General features: G+C 32.3%; 20 protein-coding genes. 16 read left to right on the plus strand and 4 right to left on the minus strand.

The window, feature by feature from the left end:
• The 5 genes from LQ608_RS10430 to LQ608_RS10450 form a co-directional block, all read left to right on the plus strand.
• Positions 1-482: LPXTG cell wall anchor domain-containing protein (locus LQ608_RS10430; RefSeq protein ID WP_481817138.1), on the plus strand; the 482-nt coding region annotated here is incomplete at its 5' end.
• 53 nt (positions 483-535) lie between these two features.
• Entirely contained in the window at positions 536-3,142 is a 2,607-nt protein-coding gene (locus LQ608_RS10435) for a YfhO family protein (RefSeq protein ID WP_239751794.1), read from the plus strand.
• Between the two features lie 64 nt (positions 3,143-3,206).
• Positions 3,207-3,503 carry a DUF3219 family protein gene (locus LQ608_RS10440; RefSeq protein WP_239751795.1) on the plus strand — a complete coding sequence of 99 codons (297 nt, stop codon included), beginning with the start codon at positions 3,207-3,209 and terminating at the stop codon, positions 3,501-3,503.
• 5 nt (positions 3,504-3,508) lie between these two features.
• On the plus strand, positions 3,509-4,486 hold the full coding sequence (locus LQ608_RS10445) for an LLM class flavin-dependent oxidoreductase (protein WP_239751796.1): 978 nt from the start codon (positions 3,509-3,511) through the stop codon (positions 4,484-4,486).
• Between the two features lie 170 nt (positions 4,487-4,656).
• Positions 4,657-5,178, plus strand: coding sequence for a VOC family protein (locus LQ608_RS10450; protein WP_239751797.1), 522 nt, complete (start codon positions 4,657-4,659; stop codon positions 5,176-5,178).
• A gap of 94 nt (positions 5,179-5,272) precedes the next feature.
• Here the strand turns inward: LQ608_RS10450 and LQ608_RS10455 are convergent, their stop codons facing one another.
• Both LQ608_RS10455 and LQ608_RS10460 read right to left on the minus strand, forming a co-directional pair.
• Entirely contained in the window at positions 5,273-7,072 is a 1,800-nt protein-coding gene (locus tag LQ608_RS10455) for an acyltransferase family protein (RefSeq protein WP_239751798.1), read from the minus strand.
• 360 nt (positions 7,073-7,432) lie between these two features.
• A complete protein-coding gene (locus LQ608_RS10460) occupies positions 7,433-7,735 on the minus strand; it encodes a hypothetical protein (RefSeq protein WP_078357429.1) in 303 nt (100 codons plus the stop codon).
• Between the two features lie 321 nt (positions 7,736-8,056).
• Here LQ608_RS10460 and mqo point away from each other — a divergent pair, with 321 nt between their 5' ends.
• The 6 genes from mqo (at position 8,057) to LQ608_RS10490 (ending at position 18,036) form a co-directional block, all read left to right on the plus strand.
• The gene (mqo, locus tag LQ608_RS10465) at positions 8,057-9,541 is read left to right on the plus strand and encodes a malate dehydrogenase (quinone) (protein WP_078357428.1); all 1,485 of its coding nucleotides are present in this window, start codon (positions 8,057-8,059) and stop codon (positions 9,539-9,541) included.
• A 583-nt stretch (positions 9,542-10,124) separates the two neighbouring features.
• A complete protein-coding gene (gene fadX / locus LQ608_RS10470) occupies positions 10,125-11,702 on the plus strand; it encodes a fatty acid degradation protein FadX (RefSeq protein WP_239751799.1) in 1,578 nt (525 codons plus the stop codon).
• Positions 11,703-11,716: 14 nt separating this feature from the next.
• The gene (gene fadD / locus LQ608_RS10475; RefSeq protein ID WP_239751800.1) at positions 11,717-13,234 is read left to right on the plus strand and encodes a long-chain-fatty-acid--CoA ligase FadD; all 1,518 of its coding nucleotides are present in this window, start codon (positions 11,717-11,719) and stop codon (positions 13,232-13,234) included.
• A gap of 64 nt (positions 13,235-13,298) precedes the next feature.
• A complete protein-coding gene (fadE, locus tag LQ608_RS10480; RefSeq protein WP_239751801.1) occupies positions 13,299-14,504 on the plus strand; it encodes an acyl-CoA dehydrogenase FadE in 1,206 nt (401 codons plus the stop codon).
• 54 nt (positions 14,505-14,558) lie between these two features.
• Positions 14,559-16,817 carry a 3-hydroxyacyl-CoA dehydrogenase/crotonase FadB gene (fadB, locus tag LQ608_RS10485; protein ID WP_239751802.1) on the plus strand — a complete coding sequence of 753 codons (2,259 nt, stop codon included), beginning with the start codon at positions 14,559-14,561 and terminating at the stop codon, positions 16,815-16,817.
• A gap of 31 nt (positions 16,818-16,848) precedes the next feature.
• The gene (locus tag LQ608_RS10490; protein ID WP_203154117.1) at positions 16,849-18,036 is read left to right on the plus strand and encodes a thiolase family protein; all 1,188 of its coding nucleotides are present in this window, start codon (positions 16,849-16,851) and stop codon (positions 18,034-18,036) included.
• Between the two features lie 180 nt (positions 18,037-18,216).
• Here the strand turns inward: LQ608_RS10490 and mbcS are convergent, their stop codons facing one another.
• Positions 18,217-19,797: an acyl-CoA synthetase MbcS gene (gene mbcS / locus LQ608_RS10495; RefSeq protein WP_239751803.1), complete on the minus strand. Its 1,581-nt coding sequence runs from the start codon at positions 19,795-19,797 to the stop codon at positions 18,217-18,219.
• 232 nt (positions 19,798-20,029) lie between these two features.
• On the opposite strand from mbcS, the gene LQ608_RS10500 reads away from it, so the two are divergent.
• From LQ608_RS10500 to LQ608_RS10520, 5 genes are all read left to right on the plus strand, one after another.
• Entirely contained in the window at positions 20,030-21,682 is a 1,653-nt protein-coding gene (locus tag LQ608_RS10500) for a Na/Pi cotransporter family protein (protein ID WP_239751805.1), read from the plus strand.
• A 242-nt stretch (positions 21,683-21,924) separates the two neighbouring features.
• The gene (locus tag LQ608_RS10505; RefSeq protein ID WP_239751806.1) at positions 21,925-23,001 is read left to right on the plus strand and encodes a Gfo/Idh/MocA family protein; all 1,077 of its coding nucleotides are present in this window, start codon (positions 21,925-21,927) and stop codon (positions 22,999-23,001) included.
• A gap of 17 nt (positions 23,002-23,018) precedes the next feature.
• A complete protein-coding gene (locus tag LQ608_RS10510) occupies positions 23,019-23,735 on the plus strand; it encodes a ThuA domain-containing protein (protein WP_239751807.1) in 717 nt (238 codons plus the stop codon).
• A 17-nt stretch (positions 23,736-23,752) separates the two neighbouring features.
• Positions 23,753-24,796, plus strand: a complete 1,044-nt coding sequence (locus LQ608_RS10515) for a Gfo/Idh/MocA family protein (RefSeq protein WP_239751808.1) — start codon at positions 23,753-23,755, stop codon at positions 24,794-24,796.
• Positions 24,797-24,819: 23 nt separating this feature from the next.
• Positions 24,820-25,788, plus strand: coding sequence for a sugar phosphate isomerase/epimerase family protein (locus tag LQ608_RS10520; protein WP_239751809.1), 969 nt, complete (start codon positions 24,820-24,822; stop codon positions 25,786-25,788).
• A 95-nt stretch (positions 25,789-25,883) separates the two neighbouring features.
• Here the strand turns inward: LQ608_RS10520 and LQ608_RS10525 are convergent, their stop codons facing one another.
• Entirely contained in the window at positions 25,884-26,318 is a 435-nt protein-coding gene (locus LQ608_RS10525) for a VOC family protein (RefSeq protein WP_158079035.1), read from the minus strand.
• Positions 26,319-26,416: the final 98 nt, after the last annotated feature.

A 26,416-nucleotide genomic window follows, 5' to 3' on the forward strand; every position in this document is an offset into this window, starting at 1 on the left:
GTACAGAAGAGCCAAGCACAGAAGAACCAAGCACGGAAGAGCCTAGCACTGAGGAACCAAGTACAGAGGAACCAAGTACAGAAGAGCCGAGCACAGAAGAACCAAGTACGGAAGAGCCAAGTACGGAGGAACCAAGTACAGAAGAGCCAAGTACGGAAGAACCAAGTACAGAAGAGCCAAGCACAGAAGAACCAAGCACAGAAGAACCAAGTACAAATTCAAGTATAGAAAAACCAAATACTGATCCAAGTACTAAAGAACCAAGTAGTCCTGCAGAAGGGAATCAATTAAAACCAAATGATGATTCTAGCAGTACAGATAAAGACAAACATTCAAATAGTCAAATACAGAATAATGATAAAAACAACTTTTTACCAAATACGGGTGAAGCAATTAAATCTCATCCAGTAATATCAACTTTCATTGGTATTTTATTATTAGTGATAGGTATTGGATTATTTACTTTTAGACGAAAACAATAACATTAATGCCCTTTCTTGAATTTAAGAAAGGGCTCTATTTATAGGAGAATATAATGAGAAATATAATTAACAAAAAAATTGCGAAAGTGATAATTGGATTTGGGATATTGTTGCTTTTAGCATTAATTGTAAACGGGTATCCAATATATCAATTTTATAAAAATGAAATTATTTTTACAGGACCAAATGATGGTATATCTCAGATGTTGCCATTTCAAATGTACATTTTTGAACAATATACTTCTGGAAATTTCTTTTATTCAACTGATTTTGGTTTAGGTGGAGACTTTTATTCAGATTTAGCTTATTATTACTCAACTTCAGTAATATTTATGTTAAACATTATAGGTGTATCACTTATTAATATTATCCATCCACTCAATACAGGAGATATTAAATTTTGGGCAGAAAATGCAATTTATATTTCTGTGTTTAAGAGCATGCTTATTATAGGATTTACGTATTTGTACTTTAGAATCATTAAAATGGGGCATTTAACTAGTGTACTCGGTGGATTGCTCTTTGCGTCTTCATCACTTTACTATCGTTTTACGACACACTGGTCTTTTTTTAGTGATGTCTTTATTTGGTTACCTATTTTATTAATAGCTATTGAATTATTTTTTAGAAAAAAACAATATTGGCCGATTATTTTGATTGTAGCACTTTCATTAATTAATAATTTTTATTTTGGTTATTACCAAGCTATAACTGGTATATTTTATTTTGTTATTAGGATTTTTTATAAACAGAAAGATGATTTAAAGGTTAGTAAAAAAGACTACATGAAGTTTATTTTTTCTACTATTCTTGGTTTTGGTATTAGCTTATTTGCATTTTTCTATTCAGCTAGAAGCTTTATAAATAATGAACGACCAAAATATAACGTTGATGTAGGTTTATTTAATCCTTTTAATGTTCATGCAAATATCTTTTATGACAATTATTTAATTGTAATTTTGTTTGTGGCAATCCAAGCAATATTCACTATCTCATTATATAAATATCGTTTTTATAAGATGTTTAGTATTGTGACGATTACTTTGATGTTATTATCTTTTACAAGCTTGCCAGATATCTTTTTTAATGGATTTTCAGCACCTCAGAAAAGATGGCATTATTTATTGGCGTTCTTTTCTAGTGGATTAATTGTGCAATATGTTCAATATTTCAAAGAAATTAAGATAAAAACATATATCATCTCTTTAATACCTACGTTGGTTATTTTAATAATAGGCTGGATGGTAGCAAATTATTTTACAGTTTGGCTATTAATGTTTCCCATAATTTCTGGTATCGGTTATATCATTTTAATTACCAATAAAGAAAAATTGAGAAATGGATTATATATCGCCTTAATTATAAATATCGGCATTTTGTCAATTTTAGTAGCGTATGTTAATACTGACAAACAAATTTATCATGATGATCATCGTAAAAGGGCTTCATTATATTATTTGAATTCCAGCGTATACGATAGTGGCTTACAAAAATATTATATTAATGAAATGAATCGTAATAAAAAAGATGAGGAACGAATAGGTTGGAGAGTACTGAGTCAAGATAACTCACCTTTATATCAAGGTTATAAAGGGATGAGCATTTACTCAAGCATCTTTGATAAACAGTGGGTAGATTTTTATTATAGGAAGATGAAAGTTAATTTGCCTCACGAATCAGTTAGTAGATATACATTGTTTCAAGACCGTTCAAATATTTATAGTTTATTTTCTACAAAATATTTTATGAAAAAATCATACGATCAAGGACATCCGACTAACTTCGAAAAAATTAAAGCAGATGGAAAGTACGACATATATGAAAATAAAATGCAATTACCTGCAGTTAAAGTTACTAATAAATATTATGATGATGAAAAATTGAATACGCCTATTGATAGAGAACACGCTATGATAGATGGCGCAATTACTGATAAAGGAACTGAAAAAATTAATGAATCGAAAAATATGTTAAATCATGCTGAGATAACATATAAAAATATCGCTAAAAAGAATGGTAAATATGAGTTTATGCCTCATAACGAAATTAAAATTCATCTTAACAATGATATTAAATCAAATGAAAATTACTATTTATCTATGTATATAGATCGTAAATCTGTAGAATCAAATTTTAAAGTTTTTGTTAATGATTATCAAAATTTAAGATTATTTGAATCATCAAAATATCGTACTCATGAAAATAATTTGTTATATAATACAAAACCTGATAAAAATGGCGATATTATCGTTCGAGTTACACCTGGTGTTTATAAATTTAAATTGCAAGAATTACATAAAGAGAATTATGAATACTTAAAGTCAGGCATTAAACAATATCCAAAAAATCAATACACATATAATGAAACAAAAAATGATATACAAATTCGATTGAAAGAACACAAATCAGGTAAAGCAATCGTTAATATTCCCTACAAGAAAGGTCTAACAGCTGAAGTAGATGGAGTGAAGAGAAAAGTAGAGAGAGTGAATTATGTAATGACAGGAATAGATGTGAAAAGTAATGAACATCACATCGTATTAAAATACTTTCCTCCTTATTTTAAAATAATCGTTAGTATTAGTATTATTTCTTTAATCTTAAGTATAGTTTTTTGTACTAAATTAGGTGGAAAATTGAAATCTTTCATAAACAAATAACAAGTAATATAAGTACATAAATATTATAATTATCTATAAGAAATGATTACTAAGGTGGGATAATTTGATTAAAGAAATTTATATAGATGACACGCGTGTTCAATTAACTCATTTTGAAGATGAAGTGGATCAAGGATTATACAAGATATCAATTGAATTTGATGTAACAAGTGAAGCGTATCATGACATTGCCGTTTTATTATATAGGGAAGAGTTCGATATAAATATTCCTGAGAAAAACAAGCGTTTTAATGCTAAAATATTCAATTATGCTACATCTTTAACGAATTTATATGAGTCAGATCAAGTTGCGCAATATAGACTCATTCTTGTTGAAATACCAGAAGAAACAAAGGAATGATAAATATGAAATTGAGTATACTTGATCAAGCGCCAATCTCTCCAAATGAAACTGCTCAAGATGCCTTGAATGGATCAATAGAATTAGCTAAATTAGGAGAATCATTAGGTTATTCTAGGTATTGGTTGACTGAACATCATGGGTTATCAAACCTCGCAAGCTCTGCACCAGAAGTGTTATTGGCATACATCGGAGCGCATACGAAAAAGATTAGAATAGGCGCTGGCGCTATATTATTACCGCATTACCGACCTTATAAAGTGGCAGAATTATTTAATACTTTATCTACATTGTTTCCAAATCGTATAGACTTAGGTATAGGTAGGGCACCAGGTGGTTCAGCAGAAGCGACAAATGCGTTATCTACTCAATATTTAAAGCAAGTTTGGGCATTACCTGAATTGTTAGATGAATTGCTTATGTTTTTAGAAGATAATTTTCCAGAAGAACATGAGTACAGCAAAGTAGCTGTGTTACCTAAACCAGATGTTTCGCCTGTTCCTTGGTTATTAGGTACGAGTGAGAAAAGTGCATTGTTAGCAGCTAAATATGGATTGCCATATGTGTTTGGAAAATTCATGAGCGATCAAGATGGAACAGAAATCGTTCAAAGTTATCGTGACCATTTTAAGGAGAGAGTGTCTGGTAAGAAGTCTGAAGTGATTGTCACTGTATCTGTTATATGCGCAGAAACAACACAAGAAGCGGAAGAGCTTGCAGTAAAAAGTTTAATTCCAGCAGTTCAAAGTGATGATAAAAATCATAAAGTAGTCGAGTATGAAGAACTTTCTGAAAGAGAAATAAACATGCTAGATGAAATGAAGAACAATATGATTATAGGAGATACTAAAAAGGTTAAATCAGAACTTCAATCACTCCAAAATCAATATGGTTGTGACGAGATTATGATTAGTACGAATACAATTTCTTATGAAGACAGAATTCAGTCGTATCGATTAATCGCACAAGCGTTATTAGTCTAATTAAAGGGTGATTTCCATGATTCTTTTAATAGGAAAAATAATTATATCAGTCGGCCTTATAGTAGGTTCAATTATAGAAGAAACAGTGAGATCAAGACGAAAGAAAGAGAAACAAAATAGCCACAATGACACTCGTTTTTAATAGTCAAAATGAGACAGGAGAGATTTCATTGAGTATTACAAGAGGAATTAATCATATAGGATTAACGGTTCCTAATATCGATGAAGCAACTGAATTTTTCAAAGAAGCACTTGAAGGAAAAATAGCTTATGATAGTCAAACAGAAATTGATACTCCAAGAGCCGGAGAGTTTGTTGAAAATGTATTAGGACTTGAAGATGGGGCTAAAATAATTAAAAAGAGAATGATGGTATTTGGCAATGGTCCTAATATAGAAATGTTCGAATTCAAAGATGCTAAACAAAAAGAACCTGTTTTGTTACAAGATGTAGGTTATACACATTTATCATTTTATGTAGATGAATTTGATAAAGCTTTTGAACGTATACAAAAAGCAGGTGGTGTAGCATTATCAGAGCCACATGATAATACAAGATATGAAGATACAGAAGGAAATAAGACTGTCTATGTGCAAGCGCCGTGGGGAAGTTTAATAGAATTACAAACTGTACCTTCAGGATTTTATTACCCAGAAAATAGTGAAGCGGAAGTATTCACACCAGAAAAATAAAAACCCCCTGAAGTTGGATTATATAATCTAACTTCAGGGAGTTTTTGTGTAATGATCAAGACTCATAAAACAAGCTCGTTAGCCTACAATATCATCATTTTAAATGTTTATTTATTTCAGAAACGAGTGCTTGTACGCCTTTACGTTCTAAGTGAATACCGTCATATGCAAAGTAGTCTGTGTTACCTTCTGCTCTACAGTTCCAATCTATTAATTGTACATTTTTATGTGTATTGGCAACTTTTGATAATTTTTCATTTACGCTTTTTTTCCAATCACGAGGGACATTTGTATTTACTACGTACACTTTAGAATCTCCAAACAGACTAATTAAATTATTTAAATCTTCATATGAAAAGTCACCGTTTGTACCGAGTTCAAGTACTACTTGTTGGTTTTTTTGTTTAAAATCACTGTACTTATCTTGAACAAGTGGAATGGCATCATATAAATTACGTCCCACCTTACCATCTATTATAGAATCTGGATAATCTTTATGAAGTTCTTCTCCTATATCAACCATTACTGAATCTCCAATAAATAAAGGTGGATCTTTATGGATGTTTTTATTAGTGGTATGTGGTTTGTTTATATCTATTTTAGGCACAGGTAAAATGACACTTTTATGTGAGGTGTCATTACTTGTTACAGTATAAGCAGTCTTTACTTCTTTTTTATTTTCGTGTTGTAAATAGTCATAGTGCCCAAATAAAGTAATAATTGAGCAGCTTATCAATATTAGGGCCGTGCAACTTCTTAAAATCATTTTCTTTAACGCATATTTATTAGGTATGAAATATTTTAATCCTTCTTTTCTAAAAGGCACTTCAACATAACGGTATGAACATTCTGCTAATATCAAAGTTAAAATGATTTCTACAATAATTATATAAAATGGTATTTGTCCTTGAACAAAGTGTCTATTAGTAAACGTTATAACTGGATAGTGCCATAAATATAAACTATAGGATCTTTGACCAATCCATAAAAATATTCTATTACCCAATATTTTGGATAATAAAGTGCTAGGATGAACAGCACTAGCTATTGCAGGAAGTGTACATAATGATATGAAATAAATACCACCAAAATAAAACCAATTGTCATTTGAGGAAACAGTCATAATAAATATAATGAGTAATCCTATTGAAATAAGACCAAAAGATTCAATAGTTATCTTAAGTGGTAATTTGATTTTATCTTTTAATCTAAACGGTGGCCATATGTATGCTAGCAGAACACCTAACAATAAAGTTTGTAATCTAGTATCCGTACCAAAATAAACTCTCGAATTATCAGCATTAGGATGTGCGATAAAAATCATTGCTAAAACAGAAATGATAGAACAAATAAAAATAATCAGTAAAAAATGTTTTTTCAGTTTCTTAATACGAATTAAGAGTAAGAGTAACAGTGGCCATACAATATAGAATTGTTCTTCAATGGCTAGACTCCACAAATGTTTCAGTGGCATAATTTTAAAGCTATCAAAGTAACTAACATCATGAAAAATATACCACCAGTTTGAAACATAAAATAATGCTGCAAGAGCATCTTGTTTAACATTCTTAATGATATTAGGTTCGAAAATCAATGTATATATTAAGACAACACTTATTAAAAATAAGACTGCCGGGAGTAACCTTTTAATTCTTTTCTTCCAAAATTGAATCAAATCAATTGAGCCTGTATGATTATATTCATGTAAGAGTATGCTCGTTATTAAATAGCCAGAAATGATAAAGAACGTATCAACACCTAAAAAACCACCCGATAACCATTTAGGATTAAGGTGATAAATAATAATTGAAATAACAGCTAAAGCTCTCAATCCATCTAAGCCATATAAATATCTAATTGGATGGCTATTTATATTTTTTTCTTGACCATGCATTGTTTATTGGCTCCTTGTAATAAATGTATATATTTGAATCGGTAGAATTATACCATAATTTGACAAATATATACATAAAAAGGATAAAACAGAGAGGGTACATAAATAAGTTTTTTTTAAAAATGAAATAGAGGCTGGGACAATTAATTTGTCCCAGCCTCTGCTTCATCATACTTTTACTATCTGGCCAATATGTGAAGCTCCTTAGAAAGCTCTAACTGGCAAAATTCCGAATAATGCTCCTTAGAAAGCTCTAACTGGCAGAATACTGAATAGTGCTCCTTAGCGACAGCACCTCTTACGGACATTACTCGAAATTATGTCTCTAACACTTCTATACTAGTAATCCTAAATATTGAATTAACCCATACGTTTGAGTAATTCAGCTTTAATAATATTCAATGCTTCTTTATAATTTTCTGCAGTATGTTCTTGTGCATTTACAATGAGTAAATCGATTAAATCAGTATCATTTTTTTGACTAACTTCTTCTTCAAATTGAAAAATATTTTCTTCAGTCTCTTTGTGACTAGCATTTGGTTTAACAATTTGATAGTAACTATCGGCGCCTAATCCACCTTCTTCAATCATTACTGAAATTTCTGAGGATCTATGTTCATTTTGTCGGTTCACTTTGATAAGATTTTTACCTTCAACAGTCATTTGAAAAACCTCCTTGATTACTAAATATTAAAATCCAAAATTTAAAACTAGAGAGACAGTTCTTAATTATCTTTAGTGTATTATTACACGACAGAAAATACAATTAGAATGCTCAAAAAAATTGGGGGGTAAATATATTAGCGCTTTCACATCTTCTAATTTACATTTGATACCAGTTGTTTTAATATAATGATATACAGATTTTTTTCTTGTATTATAAGTGTTTTTATATAAATATTTAGTTTGTTATTGATAAGCTCAAAAGAGATTGTTATTTTTATATAAGAATATTATGGATATTAATCGAGAAGGGTGATTAAAATGGATAATAAGCAACCAAAAGAAATTATTTTAATTGGTGCTGGTATTTTAAGTACGACATTTGGTTCATTTTTGAAAAATGTTGAACCAGATTGGAATATTAAATTATTTGAAAGACTGGATCAGCCGGCTATTGAAAGTTCAAATGAAAAAAACAATGCTGGTACTGGACATGCTGCTTTATGTGAGCTTAACTACACGGTTGAGCAAGAAGACGGTTCTATTGATGTTGAAAAAGCTAAAGAAATCAATGAACAATTCGAAGTGTCTAAGCAATTCTGGTCATATTTAGTTAAGAGTAAAGCAATCGAAAATCCTAAAGAATTTATTAGACCATTACCTCACATCAGTTTTGTAATGGGTATTCGCAATGTAGATTTCTTAAAACGTCGTTATGATGCATTAAAATCATTAGCGATGTTTGAAGGTTTAAAATATACAGAAGACCATAAAGTTTTAGAAGAGTGGATGCCTTTAATGATGCAAGGTCGTAATTCAAACGAACCTCTTGCTGCAAGTAAGATTAATGAAGGTACAGATGTAAACTTTGGTGAATTAACTCGTAAATTAGTTAAAAATATTGAAAAGCATGACCATGCTCAAGTACATTTCCGTCACGAAGTTGTAGACTTTAAACAACTTGAAAATAGTAAATGGGAAGTAAAAGTACGTAATCTTGCAACTGGTGAAACACAAACTCATGTAGCGGATTATATCTTTATCGGTGCTGGTGGTAATGCGATTCCTTTATTACAAAAAACAAAAATTCCTGAAAGTAAACATCTTGGAGGATTCCCAATTAGTGGTGCATTCTTAGTTTGTAACAACCCTAAAATTGTTAATGAACACGATGCGAAAGTTTATGGTAAAGAGCCACCTGGCACACCACCAATGACAGTTCCTCACTTAGATAGACGTTATATTCAAGGAAAAGAAAGTCTATTATTTGGACCTTTTGCTGCGATCGGACCTAAATTCTTGAAAAATGGATCTAACTTAGATTTATTCAAATCTATTAATACAAGCAATGTTGTTACAATGTTATCATCAGGTGTTAAAAACTTATCACTTGTAAAATATTCAATTCAACAAGTAATGCAACGTAAAGAAGACCGTATGAAAGAATTACGTCGATTTGTTCCTAATGCTAAAGACGAAGATTGGGATATTCACATTGCAGGTAAACGTGTACAAGTAATTAAAGATACAGAAGAACATGGTAGAGGATTTATCCAATTCGGAACAGAAGTAGTAAATTCAGAAGACCATACAGTAATTGCTTTATTAGGTGAATCACCAGGAGCATCAACATCTGTATCAGTAGCATTAGAAGTTATTGAGAAGAATTTCCCTCAATATATTAAAGAATGGGAACCTAAAATTAAAGAAATCATTCCATCATATGGTGAATCTTTAATTGAAGATGCTCAATTATTACAAACAATCCGTAAACAAACAGCTAAAGAATTAGAATTAGAAGAATAAAATAGAATTGATCGTATGAAAGCAATATTCCGTAGAGGAATATTGCTTCTTTTTTTGTAGTAATGAGTTAGTATCGAATAGTTTGGACCTAGATTGTACAAAACATGCTATTTTTCAAAAAATGAGGTAAGTTGTAGATTACCTCAGTAGTTAATCGAAGAGATTGAATAATAATATTTAATTTATCAAATATTATTATTTTGAATTTTTTGATAAAAGCATACTATTTTCCCCTTATTATCTAGCATATCGTCATAGATAGATATGTAATAAATAACTAAGCGTACTTCATAAAGTTATATAAATATAGTTAAATATTTTCTTAACATTACTTATATAGTTAAAAATTCACTTGTCATGTGGGTTTGATTATTTTTTGAAATATTATATCTACAGTATGTGAGGAGGTACTAAGTGCTAGTTGTAAATATTTATTTTTAGTTATTAAAAAGATATTGTTGTATACCTTTTTACTTTTAATTTATATTTACACTATGTTATATTTGTATATGTAAGGGCTTACATTTTGTTGGGGAGGTCTTTTATGGATTGATTGTAATAATGAGAGATAGGGGATAATGGTATGCAAATTGCTTCGTTCGATGATTTAAAAGATATAGTTAAAACTGGTGATGTCATAGCACTTGCTGCTTTATCGGTAAGTAATTTACCAGTTAATGTTTTAAAACATATTGTTAATGCCCATGATAAATTTGGAAATATTGATGATTTAACATTTATGTTAGCTAATGATATAAGCGATTATCGTGGTGATGGATATGATCTAGATTCTTTTGTTAGTAGAGGTATGGTTAAACGTCTTATTATGAGTATTATTATTGGTTCGCCTAAAACAATTGAGGCAATCAAAGACAATGATTTAGAAGCATATTTCGTTCCACAAGGTCTATTAGCTACTCACTATAGAAATTCATCAAATAAGTTTCCAAACATGATTTCTAAAATAGGGTTACACACTTCTGTGGATCCAAGATACTCTGGCGGAAAAGTGAATGAAATGACTAAGGAAGATATTGTTTCTTTATTAGATATAAATGGTGAAGAATTTTTACAATTTGATTTTCCTAAAGTTGATGTTGCTTTGCTTCGTGGTACATACGCTGATAACGAGGGGAATATTTATATGCACCAAGAAGCACATCTAGGTGAAGGATACGGTGTTGCTTTAGCTGCTCATCAAAATGGTGGGAAAGTGGTTGTCCAAGTTAAAGAAATTGTACAACATGGCAGTTTTAAACCAACTGAAGTATTTATACCTGGAGAACTTGTGGATTATGTATTTATAAATGATGACCCGAAACTTCATAGACAAACAATTCAACATTATTACAATCCGGCAATATCTGGTGAGTACAAAGTGCTCAGCATGCCTGAACCAGTTAATAAATTCAGTACTCGAAAAGTGATATTAAGACGTGCTGCTCAATTTTTAAATGAAGGAAATGTTGTAAGTATTGGTTTTGGCATAAATAACGAACTTTCTAATTTATTAGTTGAGGAAAAAGTAGAAAACTCTGTACAGCTGAATATAGATACTGGTGTATTTGGTGGCATGATTGGCAGTGGTCAAAACTTTGGTTTGAATTACAACTTAGATGCTAAAATGCGACATGAAATGACATGGGATTTTATTTATAACGGTGGTTTAGACATCGCTTACTTGAGCTTTGCTGAAGTTGATCAGTTTGGCAATGTCAATGTTTCAAAATATGGCGATAGAATGAATGGTTGTGGGGGATTCATCGACATAAGTCAAACTGTTAAGAAAATTGTATTCTCGGGAACAATGGTAGTCGGAAGTCAGGCTACTTGCAATAATAAAGAATTAGTTATTGAACAAGAAGGACACTCGAAAAAGTTTGTTGAAAATGTGCATAATATGGATTTCAATGCATCTTATGCTAAAGAATTAGGGCAAGAGATTTATTATGTAACTGAACGTGCTGTATTCCAATTAACTGATGATGGACTGAAATTGATTGAAATAGCTGCTGGATTAGATTTAAAACGGGATATACTAGCAAACTTAGCATTTCAACCAATCATTGCTGATGAACTTAAAGTGACAGATCAGAATATTTATCAAGAAAATTGGGGAGGATTACATCAATACATTAAAGGCAATGGTTCAAACAAATAAGGGGGTAGTTTAATATGAATTACGATTGGATTAAAACAAGAGCACATTATGATGAGGAAAAGGCAGCAATTATCGATCCATTAAAAGGTACAAAGTGGAGTTATCAAGAGTTGAATATTCGAGCTGAGAACTTAGCAAATCATCTTCAAGAACAAGGCGTTCAAAAAGGGGACGTTGTTGGTATATTCGCTCCAAATGATGTCGCATTATTAGATTTATTATTCGCTTCATTTAAAATGGGTGCAGTATACTTTCCGATGAACTGGAGACTTAATTCAAATGAAATTGAAAGTGTTATAGAAGATTCTGGTGTTAAATTAATATTTTATGCCAATCGACATTTAAGTAGTTTAGAAGGTATTGCGGATGACTATTTGCATTTGGATATCGATTCACCAGAATATGATGAAGTTGTAAACCCTAAGAATCACAAACCTTTCAATACAGTAGATGTTGAAGGTGACGAGTTAGCTTCATTGATGTATACAAGTGGTACGACTGGTATGCCAAAAGGTGTCATGTTCACATATGATTCATTTACTGCAAATGGAATTAATACAGTTCTTACTTATAAAATCAATTCAGATTTCGTATCAATTGTTTCATTGCCAATGTTCCATGTATTTGGACTTAATGATTTAGTGTTACCGTTGTTAATGTCAGGTGGTTCGCTTGTATTACATCGATACTTTGAGGGTGAACAACTTAATGATTTAATGGCTGAATATAAACCTAATTACTTATCGCTTATACCAACTATGTATTATGCGATGTTAGTTGCACCGAACTTTAATCTGAAAAATTTTGATAATATAGATTTTCTTGTTCAAGGTGGATCAGCACCATTACCAGGTGTTCAGAAAAAATTTGAGAGCATGGGTTTAAATATCATTAATGGTTATGGATTAACTGAAGCGCCGCTTGCATTACTGAATACACCGTCTAATTCTCTTAAAAAGCCTATGAGTATTGGTAAAGCAGTAATGTACGTTGATTTGAAATTATTTGATGAGAAGTTTAATGATGTAGAAGTAGGAGAAATCGGTGAATTAGCAATAAAAGGTAAACAGGTAACGCCAGGTTATTGGCATAAACAAGAAGAGACTGACAAGAATTTTCATGATGGTTACTTCTTAACAGGAGATCTTGCGCGAATAGACGAAGATGGCGATATCTTTATCGTAGACCGTCGTAAAGAATTAATCATTACAGGTGGAGAAAATGTACTACCATCTGAAGTAGAAACAGTACTTTCAGATCATCCACTTGTTGCACAATGTGTAGTTGTTGGATTTGAAAGTGAGAAATTTGGAGAATCGGTTTCAGCTGCAGTATTGCTAACTGAAAATGATCCTGATTTTGAAGAAAAGTTAGATAAACATATGAGAGAGCATTTAGCGAGTTACAAAGTTCCTAGAATGTATTTATCAGTTACTAAGATGCCTTTAACAGCGACATCTAAACCTAATAAATTAGAAGTTAAAGAAATGATGAAGAGAAAAGCTGAAAAATTAAATAATAAAGAGGACTGATTATAGTCTGAAAAATTTTTAAATAATAATGTAAGCGCTTTAATAATATATGGAGGTCATAGATATGCCAACAAAATTAGAGATATTAAAAGAATTATTTCCAGAAGATATATTGAATATTTCAAAAGATTTAACTGAAGGGGAAGTAAAGTTTTTAAAACAACTTAATGATTTATTAGAAGAAAAATATCGTCCAACTATTAATGAACATTGGGTAAATGCTACTGTACCAGAAGACTTCTTTGATGATATGGGGAAATTAAACTATTTCCAAAACCCATTATTATTTGAAGGCCGTGAAGGTGCTAAAACGACGAGTCAATTATTCCAATTTTTCTTATCTTACGTTGTAGCTAGATTTGACGTATCTTTAGTTACATTATTAGGTGTACACCAAGGGTTAGGTCATAATTCATTCTTGTTCGGTGGTAGTAAAGAACAAATTGAATACTATATTCCTAAGTTACAATCACATGAATTAAGAACATGCTTTGCTTTAACAGAGCCAGAACATGGATCGGATGTAGCAGGTGGTCTTGAAACGACAGCAAAACGTGTAGGTGATAAGTGGATTTTAAATGGTGAGAAGAAATGGATTGGCGGTGCGAATTTAGCTGATGTTATGCCTTTATATGCTGTAGATGTTGAAACAGGTAAACCAAAAGGATTCATCGTTAAACCTGAACAAAAAGGTGTAGATATTAAAGTTATAGAGAATAAAATCGCATTAAGAATTATTCCGAACACTATTATTAAGTTAGAGAATGTAGAAGTTGAAGAAGACCAAAGACTTCAAAATATTAATGGCTTTAAAGATATAGCAAGAATACTTTATTCAACGCGTGCTGGCGTAGCGTACATGGCAACTGGAGCTATGGCAGGTGCATTACGTGCAACACTTGATTATGTAACAGAACGTAAACAGTTCGGTAAAGAAATTAGTAAATATCAATTGATTCAAGAGAAATTAGCAATGATGCAAGGTAATTTATCTCACTCAATGGCAATTTGTGCACAACTTGCAAGAATGCAAGAGCATGGTGAATACGATGAAGTAGCCACTTCAACTGCCAAAATGATGAATTCCCTTAGATTAAGAGAATCAGTCGCAATGGGTCGTGGTATTACTGGTGGTAACGGAATATTAGCAGAATATGATATTGCGAGATTCTTCTCAGATGCAGAAGTAATTTACACATATGAAGGAACACATGAAATTAATGCATTAGTCATTGGACGTGCATTGACTGGCGATTCTGCATTTATTTAGTCTAACTAAATGACACAATATAATCTCAGAATAAATTAATTTGGAGGACTTTTTATGACGATAAATAAAGCAACCGTTCTAGGTGCAGGTACTATGGGTAGCCAAATTGCTGCACTATTAGTTAACGCAGGTTTAAAAGTAAAATTATTAGATATAGTAATAGATGAAAAAGATCCAAATAAAATTTCTAAAAAAGCATATGACGTAATAACAGATGCTAAAAGACCATTATTATTTGATTTAGAATTTGCATCAAATTTAACTTATGGCAATTTCCAAGATGATTTAACTGGTGAAGATGATGCAGATATTTATATTGAAGCGGTGAAAGAAGAATTAGATATTAAGCATCAAGTATGGAAACAAGTTACTCAAGTAGCAAAAGACAGTGCAGTATTTGCTACAAATACTTCAGGTATTCCGATTGAAGCGATTTCTAAAGCTTTTGATAAGAAAGATAAAGAACGATTTTTAGGACTACATTTCTTTAATCCGCCTCGTATTATGAAATTAGTAGAGGTTATCCCTAATAGCAATACTTCAGATGCAATAGTTGAAAGAACTCAAGTATTTGCAGAAGAAGTATTAGGTAAAGGTGTAGTAGTTGCAAACGATGTGCCAGGCTTTGTTGCGAATAGAGTGGGTACTCAAACGATGAACGATATTATGTATCGTGGTGAAGATCAAGGGTTCTCAATTACTGAAGTAGATGCTTTAACTGGAAGAGCAATTGGTAGACCTAGTACTGGAACATACGGTTTGTCAGATTTAGTAGGTTTAGACATTGCGGTTACTGTTACAAGTGGTCTACAAAAAGTACCAGAAGAAAAACCTTATTTTAAAGATACAAAAATTGCAGACACACTTATTAAAAATGGTTCGTTAGGTCGTAAAACAAAACAAGGTTTCTACAAAAAAGATAAAAAAACGAGACTAGTTTATGACATTGATTCAAATGAATATGTTCAACCTGAACAACCTAAATTTGAAATACTAGCAAAATTCGGCAAAGACTTACAATCGAATTTAGATGTAATCTTTAATGCTGAAGATGATGCAGGTAAATTCTTATGGGAAACATTAAGAAATAATTTCTATTATTCTGCGATTAACGTTCCTAAAGCTGCATCAGACTTTAAAGATATAGACCGTGCACTTGTATGGGGATTCAACTGGAAAAAAGGACCATTCCAACTTTGGGACTTAATGGGATTTGAACGCGTTAAAACAAGAATGAAAGAAGAACTTGGTGAATTACCTGAATGGATTGAACAACAAAACGGTTCATTCTATAAGGAAGATGAAACAATCGAACGCGTAACACCTACTTCAGCTTTTGTAGACCGAGAAGTTTGGAATAGAGAAGATTCTAATTTATCAGTAGCCAATAAAGATCAATTATTACTTAAAATACAAAGTAAAAATAATATTATCTCAGATGGCTTTGCAAGTGATTTAATTGAGTCCATCGATTTATTAGAACAAGAAGATTATACAAGTATGGTTATCTACGCTGATGGAAACAACTTTAGTGTAGGAGCAAACTTATACTTAATGAAAAAAGCGCACGAAAGCAAAAAAGTAGAAGAGCTTGTTGGACCTGCAATTGATAAACTTCATGAAAGTTTCGGTAGAATGAAATATTCACTTAAACCTATCGTAACAGCTATACACGGTAGAGCATTAGGTGGTGGTTGTGAAATTGTATTACACTCACCATTTATAGTTGCAGCGAGTGAAACATATATTGGTTTAGTTGAAACAGGTGTTGGCTTATTACCTTCAGGTGGAGGATTAGCTGAGTTTGTAGATAGAACATTACGAACTGATCACAAAAATGATGATAAACAAGAATCTATTTCTAAAGTTCTTATGAATGTAGGTTTAGCTAAAGTTTCTACAAATGCATATGAAGCTAAGAAATATGGTTATTTAAGAGACATTGATACAATTATTTTCAATAAAGAAAAACGTGTTGAAGTGGCACTTAATAAAGCACGTTATGAATCTGAAACAAACTATGTACCTAAACCTAAAGCTCAATATCCAGCATTAGGTAGAGATTTCAAAGCGTTAGCTCAAGCTCAATTAGATGCTCAACGAATCGGTCACTTTATTAGTGATTATGATTATGAAATCACATTAAAAGTAGCTCATATACTTTCAGGTGGCGATTTACCACGTAATACGTATATCAATCAAAGGTATATTCAAAAGCTTGAAAGAGAAGGTTTCTTATCACTTTTACAAAACGAAAAAACTTATGATCGTATTTCACACATGCTAGAAAAAGGAAAACCTTTACGTAACTAATGAGTAGCTGAATAAGAGAGGATGGATATCAATGCAAGAAGCATATATAGTAGCATACGGACGCTCTGCTGCAGGGAAAGCTAAACCAGGTGGCGCATTATTTCACGAAAGACCTGATGAGGTTGCAGCTCAAGTATTAAAAGGAGTACTTAATAGAGTTGGGGGTTCATTTAATCCAAGCATGGTTCAAGATGTCATTGTCGGAAATTCTTTTCCTGAAGGTTTACAAGGACAAAATATCGCACGTTCAATTGCGTTGCTTGCTGGATTACCAAATGAAGTTCCAGGACAAACAGTCAATCGTTATTGTTCATCAGGACTTCAAACAATCGCAATTGCAGCAAATGAAATTATGTCAGATCAAGCTGATGTGCTCGTAGCTGGTGGTGTAGAACTTATGAGTGCAGTACCAATGGGTGGTAATGAACCTACAAATAGTCCAGAGTTGCAAGAAGCGGATACTGGCGTTTCATACCCAATGGGATTAACAGCTGAAATGGTTGCTGAAGAATATAAAGTTTCTAGAGAAGCACAAGACAAATATGCAGTTGAAAGCCATAAAAGAGCAGCTGAAGCACAAAAATCAGGGAAATTTGAAGATGAAATTATACCTATAAACGTGCATAAAGTGAGCTATGATGAAAATGGACCATCTATAACAAAAGAAGAATTTAAACAAGACGAATTAATACGACCTGATACAAATTTAGAATCTTTATCTAAATTGAGAACCGTATTTAAAGCAGATGGTACAGTAACAGCAGGTACGTCAGCACCACTTACAGACGGTGCAGGTTTTGTGGTATTGATGTCTGGAGACAAAGTGAAAGAACTAGGAATCAAGCCTATAGCTAAATTTGTAGGATTCAAAGCAGTAGGGGTAGATCCTAAATTAATGGGTATTGGACCAGCTTATGCAATACCAGAAGTATTAGAATTAACAAACCTATCAGTAGATGATATCGATTTAGTAGAATTAAACGAAGCATTTGCATCACAAACAGTAGCTTCAATAAATGAAGTAGGTTTAGATATTAATAAAACAAACGTTAACGGTGGTGCAATAGCATTAGGACATCCACTCGGTGCAACCGGTGCAATGTTAACAGGTAAGTTATTATCTGAAATGAGTAAACGACCAGACACTAAATACGGTATGGTTACAATGTGTATCGGAGTAGGAATGGGCGCAGCAGGTATATTTGAGTATGTAAGATAAAAAGTAGAAAGCATTCGATTCTTTGAATCGAATGCTTTTTTTAGTTAGAGGAATTGAGTTGTAAGGGTAAGTTGTAGATTAATTTGGAAGTTAATCTAAGACATCTCCAAAATTAATGCCATAAAATAAGAAGCTGAGACAAATTAATTGTCTCAGCTTCTATTCATTTTCGTTATGATTCTATTTATTATATTTTTGTTTTTCGGCTTCTCTTAATTCTATTCGTCTAATTTTGCCTGAGTTAGTTTTTGGTAATTCAGTTACGAATTCGATTGCTCTTGGATATTTATATGGTGCTACATCTTTTTTGACATAGCTTTGTAATTCTTTTACGAGTTCGTCATTGCCAGTGATATCGTTTTGCAAGATAACGAATGCTTTTACGATGTTACCTCTTATTTCATCTGGGCTTGCAACGACTGCACATTCTTGTACTTTAGGGTGTTTAGTTAAAGAGTCTTCTACTTCGAACGGTCCTATTGTATATCCAGAACTAATGATGATGTCGTCTTCTCTACCCATGAACCAGAAGTAACCGTCTTCGTCTAATTGAGCGCGGTCTCCAGTTACATAATAGTCGCCTCGTTTTGATTTTTCCGTACGTTCTTCATCTTTATAGTATCCTTTGAATAATGATGGTGAATCTAATGAAACGGCTATGTCGCCAACTTTTCCATTTGTTATAGGTTCACCGTCTTCATCGATAACTGCTACGTGGCTACCTGGTATTGCTTTACCCATTGCGCCTGGTCTACTTTCTGTATCTTTTAAAAATGCAATAAGTAATGTGTTTTCAGTTTGGCCATATCCATCTCTTACTTTAATGTTGAAGTTGCTTTGGAATTGTTCTATTACTTCTTTATTTAATGGTTCGCCTGCTGATACAGCACTGTGAAGATTTTCTAATGTATAGTCAGATAAATTTGGTAACTTAGCCATTAAACGATATTCTGTTGGTGTACAGCATAATGCGTTTATTTGGTGCTTTTCTAGTAAGTCTAAATATTTTGCTGCGTTAAATTTACCGTTATATACGAATGCTTTTGCACCTGAACCTAGAATTGATAAGAAAGGACTCCAAATCCATTTTTGCCATCCAGGTGCTGCAGTTGCCCAAACTGTATCTGATTCAGTAATACTTAACCAGTGTTTTGGTGCAGTTTGTATGTGTGCATAACCCCAACCATGTGTATGGATAACAGCTTTAGGTAGTCCTGTTGTACCTGATGTATAAGATAAAATTGCGATATCATCTCTTTTTGTTTCATTAACAACTAGTTCTTCACTAGCTTCTTGTATTTCATCATCAATTGATATCCAATTTTCTTGTTTAGATCCTACAACAAATTTTGTTAATTGATTGAATTCTTTAATACCTTCAAATTCAATTGTACATTGATCGATTACGACTACAGCATTAACTTCACCGTGTGTGATTCTATGTTGTAAATCTTTCGTACGTAACATTTCAGAACTTGGGATTATGATAATGCCCAGTTTAAGTGCTGCAATGTAAATTTCATATGTTTTAATTGAACGAGGCATTAGAATGAGCACTTTATCGCCTTTTTTAAGACCGTGTTCTTTAAATATATTTCCAACTCTATTAGCATTTTTTATAAGTTTTGAATAAGTAATAGTTTGAACGTTGCCTTCAACATCTTCAAAAACAATCGCTTCTTTAGATTCGTCGGCAGTATGTTTTTCGATTTCATTAACAATGTTGTATGTTTCTGGTGCTATTAAGTCTGAATTTTTCATGTTAATCTCCTCATTTTTTATTATTATTTTATTTTATCAGTGAATAATCATAAATACGAATAAATGAAACTATATGAAAACACGAGTATCTAATTATTTACATTTTATAAAAATATTGCAAATGAAAGCGATTTTTTGTTAACTTAAAGGAAAGTTAATTAAATCTTTACACTAGATTTACAATTATAGTTTAATATTCACAATGGTTACAAAAACTTTAAAGAGGTGTCTTATGGAACTGTCGGCTTTAGAAATTATCTTTACATTTATTGGTGGTTTAGGTATTTTTCTATATGGTATTAAGCAAATGGGTGATGGCTTACAAGCAGCAGCGGGAGATAGATTAAGAAGTATATTAAATAGATTCACGAGCAATCCAATAATGGGTGTGCTAGCAGGTATGATTGTTACGATACTAATACAAAGTAGTTCGGGAACAACAGTTATTACTATCGGCTTAGTTAGTGCAGGATTTATGACGATGAGACAAGCTATTGGTGTTGTTATGGGTGCTAACATCGGTACAACGGTTACAGCTTTTATTATCGGTATTAATATTGGTGACTATGCTTTACCAATATTAGCTTTAGGTGCATTCTTAATATTCTTCATTCAAAAGCGTAAAGTTAAAAATATTGGTATGATATTCTTCGGATTTGGTTCATTATTCTATGGTTTAGAATTAATGAGTGGTGCAGTGAAACCATTAGCAGATTTAGAAGGATTTAAACAAATTATGTTAGATATGTCTTCAAATCCATTTTTAGGTGTACTAGCGGGTACATTTGTAACATTAGTTATACAAAGTTCAAGTGCGACAATTGGTATATTACAAGGGTTCTATGCAAATGATTTAGTATCATTACATGGTGCTTTACCGATTTTATTAGGAGACAATATAGGAACAACTATAACAGCGGTATTAGCAAGTTTAGCTGGTTCAATAGCTGCAAAACGAGTTGCAGTTGTACATGTTATGTTTAATGTCATCGGAGCTGCAATATTCTTATTAATATTACCATTTTACGAAGCAGCAATGCAGTGGGTCAATCATGCATTGAACTTAAACCCTAAAATGGTTATCGCATTTGCACATGGTACATTCAATATAACGAACACGTTAATTCAATTACCATTTATTTTCGCATTAGCTTGGATTGTTACGAAAATTATTCCAGGTGAAGATGTAAATGAAAAATATAAACCAAAATATTTAGATAATAATTTAATAAATAGAGCACCAAGTATTGCATTACAAGAAGCACAAAATGAAATTCAAAACATTGGTAAAATGACAGTTTCAATGCTAGATAATGTTGGAAATTTAAATGAAAAAGCATTAAAAAAACATAAACAAAAACATGTAGCTGTTGATAACATGTACGATAATGTTAGACAGTATTTAAATAAATTATCTGAGAAAAAATTATCTGCGAAAGATGCTGAAAGATTGTCAGTCTTATATGATGTGAATAGAACAATATTAAAAGTATCAACATTAACAGAATCTTACTTAGATGAACTTCAGAAAAAACAATCATCAGATATTCATATATCTGACAAAGCAGACCAAAGTATTGATAAATTATATAATCACGTTAAAGTATCATATGAAAAAACATTCGAAGTATTTGATGTTTATGATTATATTAAAAAAGATGAAGTCGTTAAAAGAAGTGAAGATTCATATTTATTAGAACACGATTTACGTAAAAAGCACATAAAACGATTAAGTTCCGGAGAATGTTCTCCAGAAGGCAGCCTCGTTTATATAGATATGATTTCTATTCTTGAAAGAATTGGTTACCACTCAAGAAATATTTCAGAGTCTATGATTAACTTAGGCGAAGACACATATACCCAAACATCAGAAGTTAGATTATAAAATTAGATACAAAATAAGGGGCTGGGACAATTAATTGTCTCAGCCTCTTTTCATTGTGTGGTGTTATTTAAAAATATTTTCAGACTTTGAAAATAAATTCAGATGTAAGATATAAATGTCTTTACGAGGGTTATTCATTGGTCTTTGAACTTTTTTATTTTAACATAGTTATATGAACATTAATGTAAGCGATTACTATAAATTATTATAAATATGTTAAATACATAAAAGGGGCTGTACGTATGAGTTTAAATGTTGGAATCATTGGTTGCGGTGGTATTGCAAATGGAAAGCATCTACCTAGTTTGCAGAAGATAAGTGAAGTAAATATTGTTGCTTTTTGTGATATTGAAATTGAAAAAGCTCAAGCTGCTGCAGAACAATATGGTACAAATGATGCAAAAGTGTACGAAGATTATAAATTATTGTTGGAAAATGATGATATAGATGTTATTCACGTATGTACACCTAACAGTTCTCATAAAGCATTAACGGTTGCTTCACTCGATGCTGGTAAACATGTGATGTGTGAAAAACCTATGGCTAAGACAACAGAAGAAGCGAAAGAGATGATTGAAGCTGCTAAACGTAATGGTAAAAAATTAACGATTGGTTATCAAAATCGTTTCAGACCTGACAGTCAATATTTACGTAAAGCTACGCAACGTGGAGACTTAGGTGATATTTATTACGGTAAAGCTCAAGCTATACGTAGAAGAGCTGTACCTACTTGGGGTGTCTTTTTAGATGAAGAAAAGCAAGGCGGTGGACCTTTAATTGACATTGGAACACATGCTTTAGATTTAACATTATGGATGATGGATAATTATGAACCTGAATCTGTAATGGGTTCAACTTTCCATAAGCTTGGCAAAAAGGAAAATGCAGCAAATGCATGGGGATCATGGGATCCTAAAAAATTCACAGTTGAAGATTCCGCATTCGGTTTTATTAAAATGAAAAATGGTTCTACAATTATTCTTGAATCAAGTTGGGCGCTGAATTCATTAGAAGTGGATGAAGCAAAATGTGCACTTTCAGGTACTGAAGGGGGCGCTGATATGAAAGACGGTTTGAGAATTCATGGTGAAGAGTTCGGTTCTTTATACACTACAAATGTAGAGTTAGAAAATAAAGGTGTAGATTTTTATGAAGGTGAAACTGTTGATGAGGCAGAAGTAGAGGCGCGTAGCTGGATTGATAGTATCGTAAATGACACTGAACCAGTTGTTAAACCAGAGGAAGCTATGGTAATCACGCAAATATTAGAAGTACTTTATCAATCAGCAAAAACAGGTAAAGCTGTATACTTCGATTAATAAAAGGGGATATTAAAATGAATATAACTGTATGGAATGAATATAGACATGAAGTAGAAAGTGAAACAATTAAAGCTGTTTACCCGGATGGTATTCACAATGTTATAGCAGGATTTTTAAGTGAGGATCATGAAGTTAAGACAGCAACATTGGATGAGCCTGAACATGGTTTAACTGATGATGTGTTAGCTAGTACAGATGTATTAATATGGTGGGGACATAAGGCACATGATGAAGTGAAAGATGAAATTGTTACTAAAGTGAAACAACGTGTATTAGATGGCATGGGTCTAATCGTATTACATTCAGGTCATTTTTCAAAAATCTTCAAAAGCTTAATGGGAACAACGTGTGATTTAAAATGGCGTGAGGCTGACGATAAGGAAAGACTTTGGGTAGTAGATCCGACACATCCTATTACAGAAGGTCTCAACTCATATATAGAGTTAGAAAAAGAAGAGATGTATGGTGAACATTTTGATATACCTGCACCAGATGAAACAGTATTTATAAGCTGGTTTGAAGGTGGAGAAGTCTTTAGAAGTGGTGCAACATTTAAGCGTGGTAATGGTAAGATTTTCTACTTTAGACCAGGTCATGAAAGCTATCCTACTTATTATAATAAAGAAATTCAACAAGTTATTAAAAATGCAGTTGAGTGGGCGTGTAATAGAAATACACCTAAGCATCAATATGGTAATGCACAACCTCTTGAGAAAATTAGCAAAAAATAAAATAGGAGACTTCTAATATGAATAAACTAAAATTAGGTGTCATAGGTGTTGGTGGAATTGCACAAAATAGACATATACCAGCTTTTAAAAAATTAGACCACTTAGTAGAAATAATAGGCGTACAAGATATTAACTTTGAATTGTCTGAAAAAGTAGCTTCAGAATTTAATATTACGAATGTTTTTGAGGAATATAATGAAATGTTTAAACAAGTAGATGCTGTCGTTATATGTACGCCGAATAAATTCCATGCTGAAATCAGTATTGCAGCTTTAAATTCAGGTGTGCATGTATTTTGTGAAAAACCAATGGCAATGAATCGTAAAGAATGTGATGCGATGATTGAAGCGGCAAATCGTTCCGGAAAATTGCTAGCAATTGGTTATCATTATCGTTTTACAGATGCGGCAATAACAGCTCATCGTGCAATTGAAGAAGGTGTAGTTGGAGATGCGCTCGTAACAAGAGTACAGGCATTACGCAGACGTAAAGTACCAGGTTGGGGTGTCTTTACTAACAAAGAACTTCAAGGTGGAGGCAGTCTTATAGATTATGGATGCCACTTATTAGATCTTGCTATGTGGTTACAAAAAGATGCTCAACCGGTGGAAGTATTGGGTAAGACTTATAATCGATTAAGCAAAACACCGGACCAAATAAATGACTGGGGAACATTTGATTACGAAACATTTGAAGTAGACGATCATGTGTCTAGTTTTATCACTTTTGAAGATGGTTCAACAATGCAATTTGAATGTTCATGGTCAGCAAATATTAAAGAAGATAAAATTCATTTAAGCATGTCTGGTGTTGATGGCGGTCTAAATGTATATCCGTTTGAAATATATCAACCTCGATTTGGAACATTTTTTAATGAACAAGCATACGCTGAACATAATGAAGATAATGCAGCACAACGACAATCTTTAAACTTTGTAAACAGCTGTTTAGGTTTAGAAGATTTAGTTGTGAAGCCTGAAGAAGCAAGACGTGTAAGTTCATTAATAGATGCTATTTATCAAAGCAGTGAAGAGGGAAGAAGTGTAAGAATAGAGTATTAATAAATTTATAAGGGGTGTTACATATGAAAATCGGTGTATTTACAGTGCTTTTTCAAGATAAAACGTTTGAAGAAATGTTAGATCATGTAGCAAATTCTGGATTGAAGATGGTTGAAATTGGTACTGGAGGAAATCCTGGTAATCATTTTTGTGATTTAGATGAATTGCTAGAAAATGAAGATAAAAGAACAGAGTTTATGAATGCAATTACACAAAGAGGATTGGAAATTAGTGCATTTAGTTGTCATGACAATCCAGTTTCTCCAGATAAAGAGCATGCTAAACAAGCACATGAAACATTTATTAAAACAGTCGAATTAGCTTCAATCCTAGGCGTACCAGTTGTTAATACATTTTCAGGCGTACCAGGATCTGACGAAGATTCGAAACATCCAAACTGGCCAGTGACACCTTGGCCAACAGCTTATTCTGAAATACTAGAATGGCAATGGGAGAAAAAACTAATTCCGTATTGGAAAGAAGCGGCTAAATTTGCTAAAGATCACAATGTCAAAATTGGTATCGAGTTACATGCAGGTTTCTCAGTACATACACCATATACATTGTTGAAATTAAGAGAAGCGACAAACGATGCAATAGGTGCTAACTTAGATCCGAGTCATTTATGGTGGCAAGGTATAGATCCAATAGCAGCAATAAAAATATTAGGTAAAGCCGGTGCAATACATCATTTCCATGCAAAAGATACTTATATTGATCAAGAAAATGTCAATATGTATGGATTAACAGACATGCAACCATATAGTTCAGTCCAATCAAGAGCATGGACATTTAGAACAGTCGGTTATGGACATAGCCCACAAGTATGGGGAGATATTATAAGTGCACTAAGAATAAATGGATATGATTATGTCGTAAGTATAGAACATGAAGATCCTATAATGTCAGTAGAAGAAGGCTTCCAAAAAGCAGCACATAACTTACAGACAGTGAATATCAACGAATCACTAGATAATATTTGGTGGGCATAATGAAAAACATGACTTCAGCTTATAAAAATGGGCAGAAGTCATGTTTTTTAGTTGGATATTTGGTGGTGTATTATGAAGTTGTAAGTGATATGTTATTAAAGTTTTTCTGCTAATTCTACAAAAATGCCTTCGGGTCCTTTTATATAACATAGTTTATAGAGGTCTTCGTATTGAATGATTTCTCCTATTATATTTGATGATGTTGATTTCAAGTTCTCGACAACTTGCTCAATATTTTGAATTGCAAATGCGAAGTGACTGCCACCGATATTTTTGGGGAAGTATTTAGTTTCATTAGAAGTCTCTACTTGGTTATGGAATTTTATAAGCTCTATTGCGGTTTCTCCGTTGTGGACTTTCATCATAGCAATTGTTGCTTCTACTGCATCGACTCCGTATATGTTATTAATCCACTCGCCATTGACATTTTGTTCGCCAATTAATTCTAAACCTAAAGTATTGAAAAAATGCTTAACTTCTTCCAAATCTTCAATGACAATTCCTACATGGTCCATTTTCTCTAATTTCATGTTATACATCTCCAATTTAGTTTATGAGTTATTTGTCATTATATAATGAAATTGTTATTTAAACTAATAAATTAAATCATAAAATGAAAGCGATTTCA

The sequence above is a fragment of the Mammaliicoccus sp. H-M34 genome, from assembly GCF_022386495.1.
GTDB classification, from domain to species: domain Bacteria; phylum Bacillota; class Bacilli; order Staphylococcales; family Staphylococcaceae; genus Mammaliicoccus; species Mammaliicoccus fleurettii.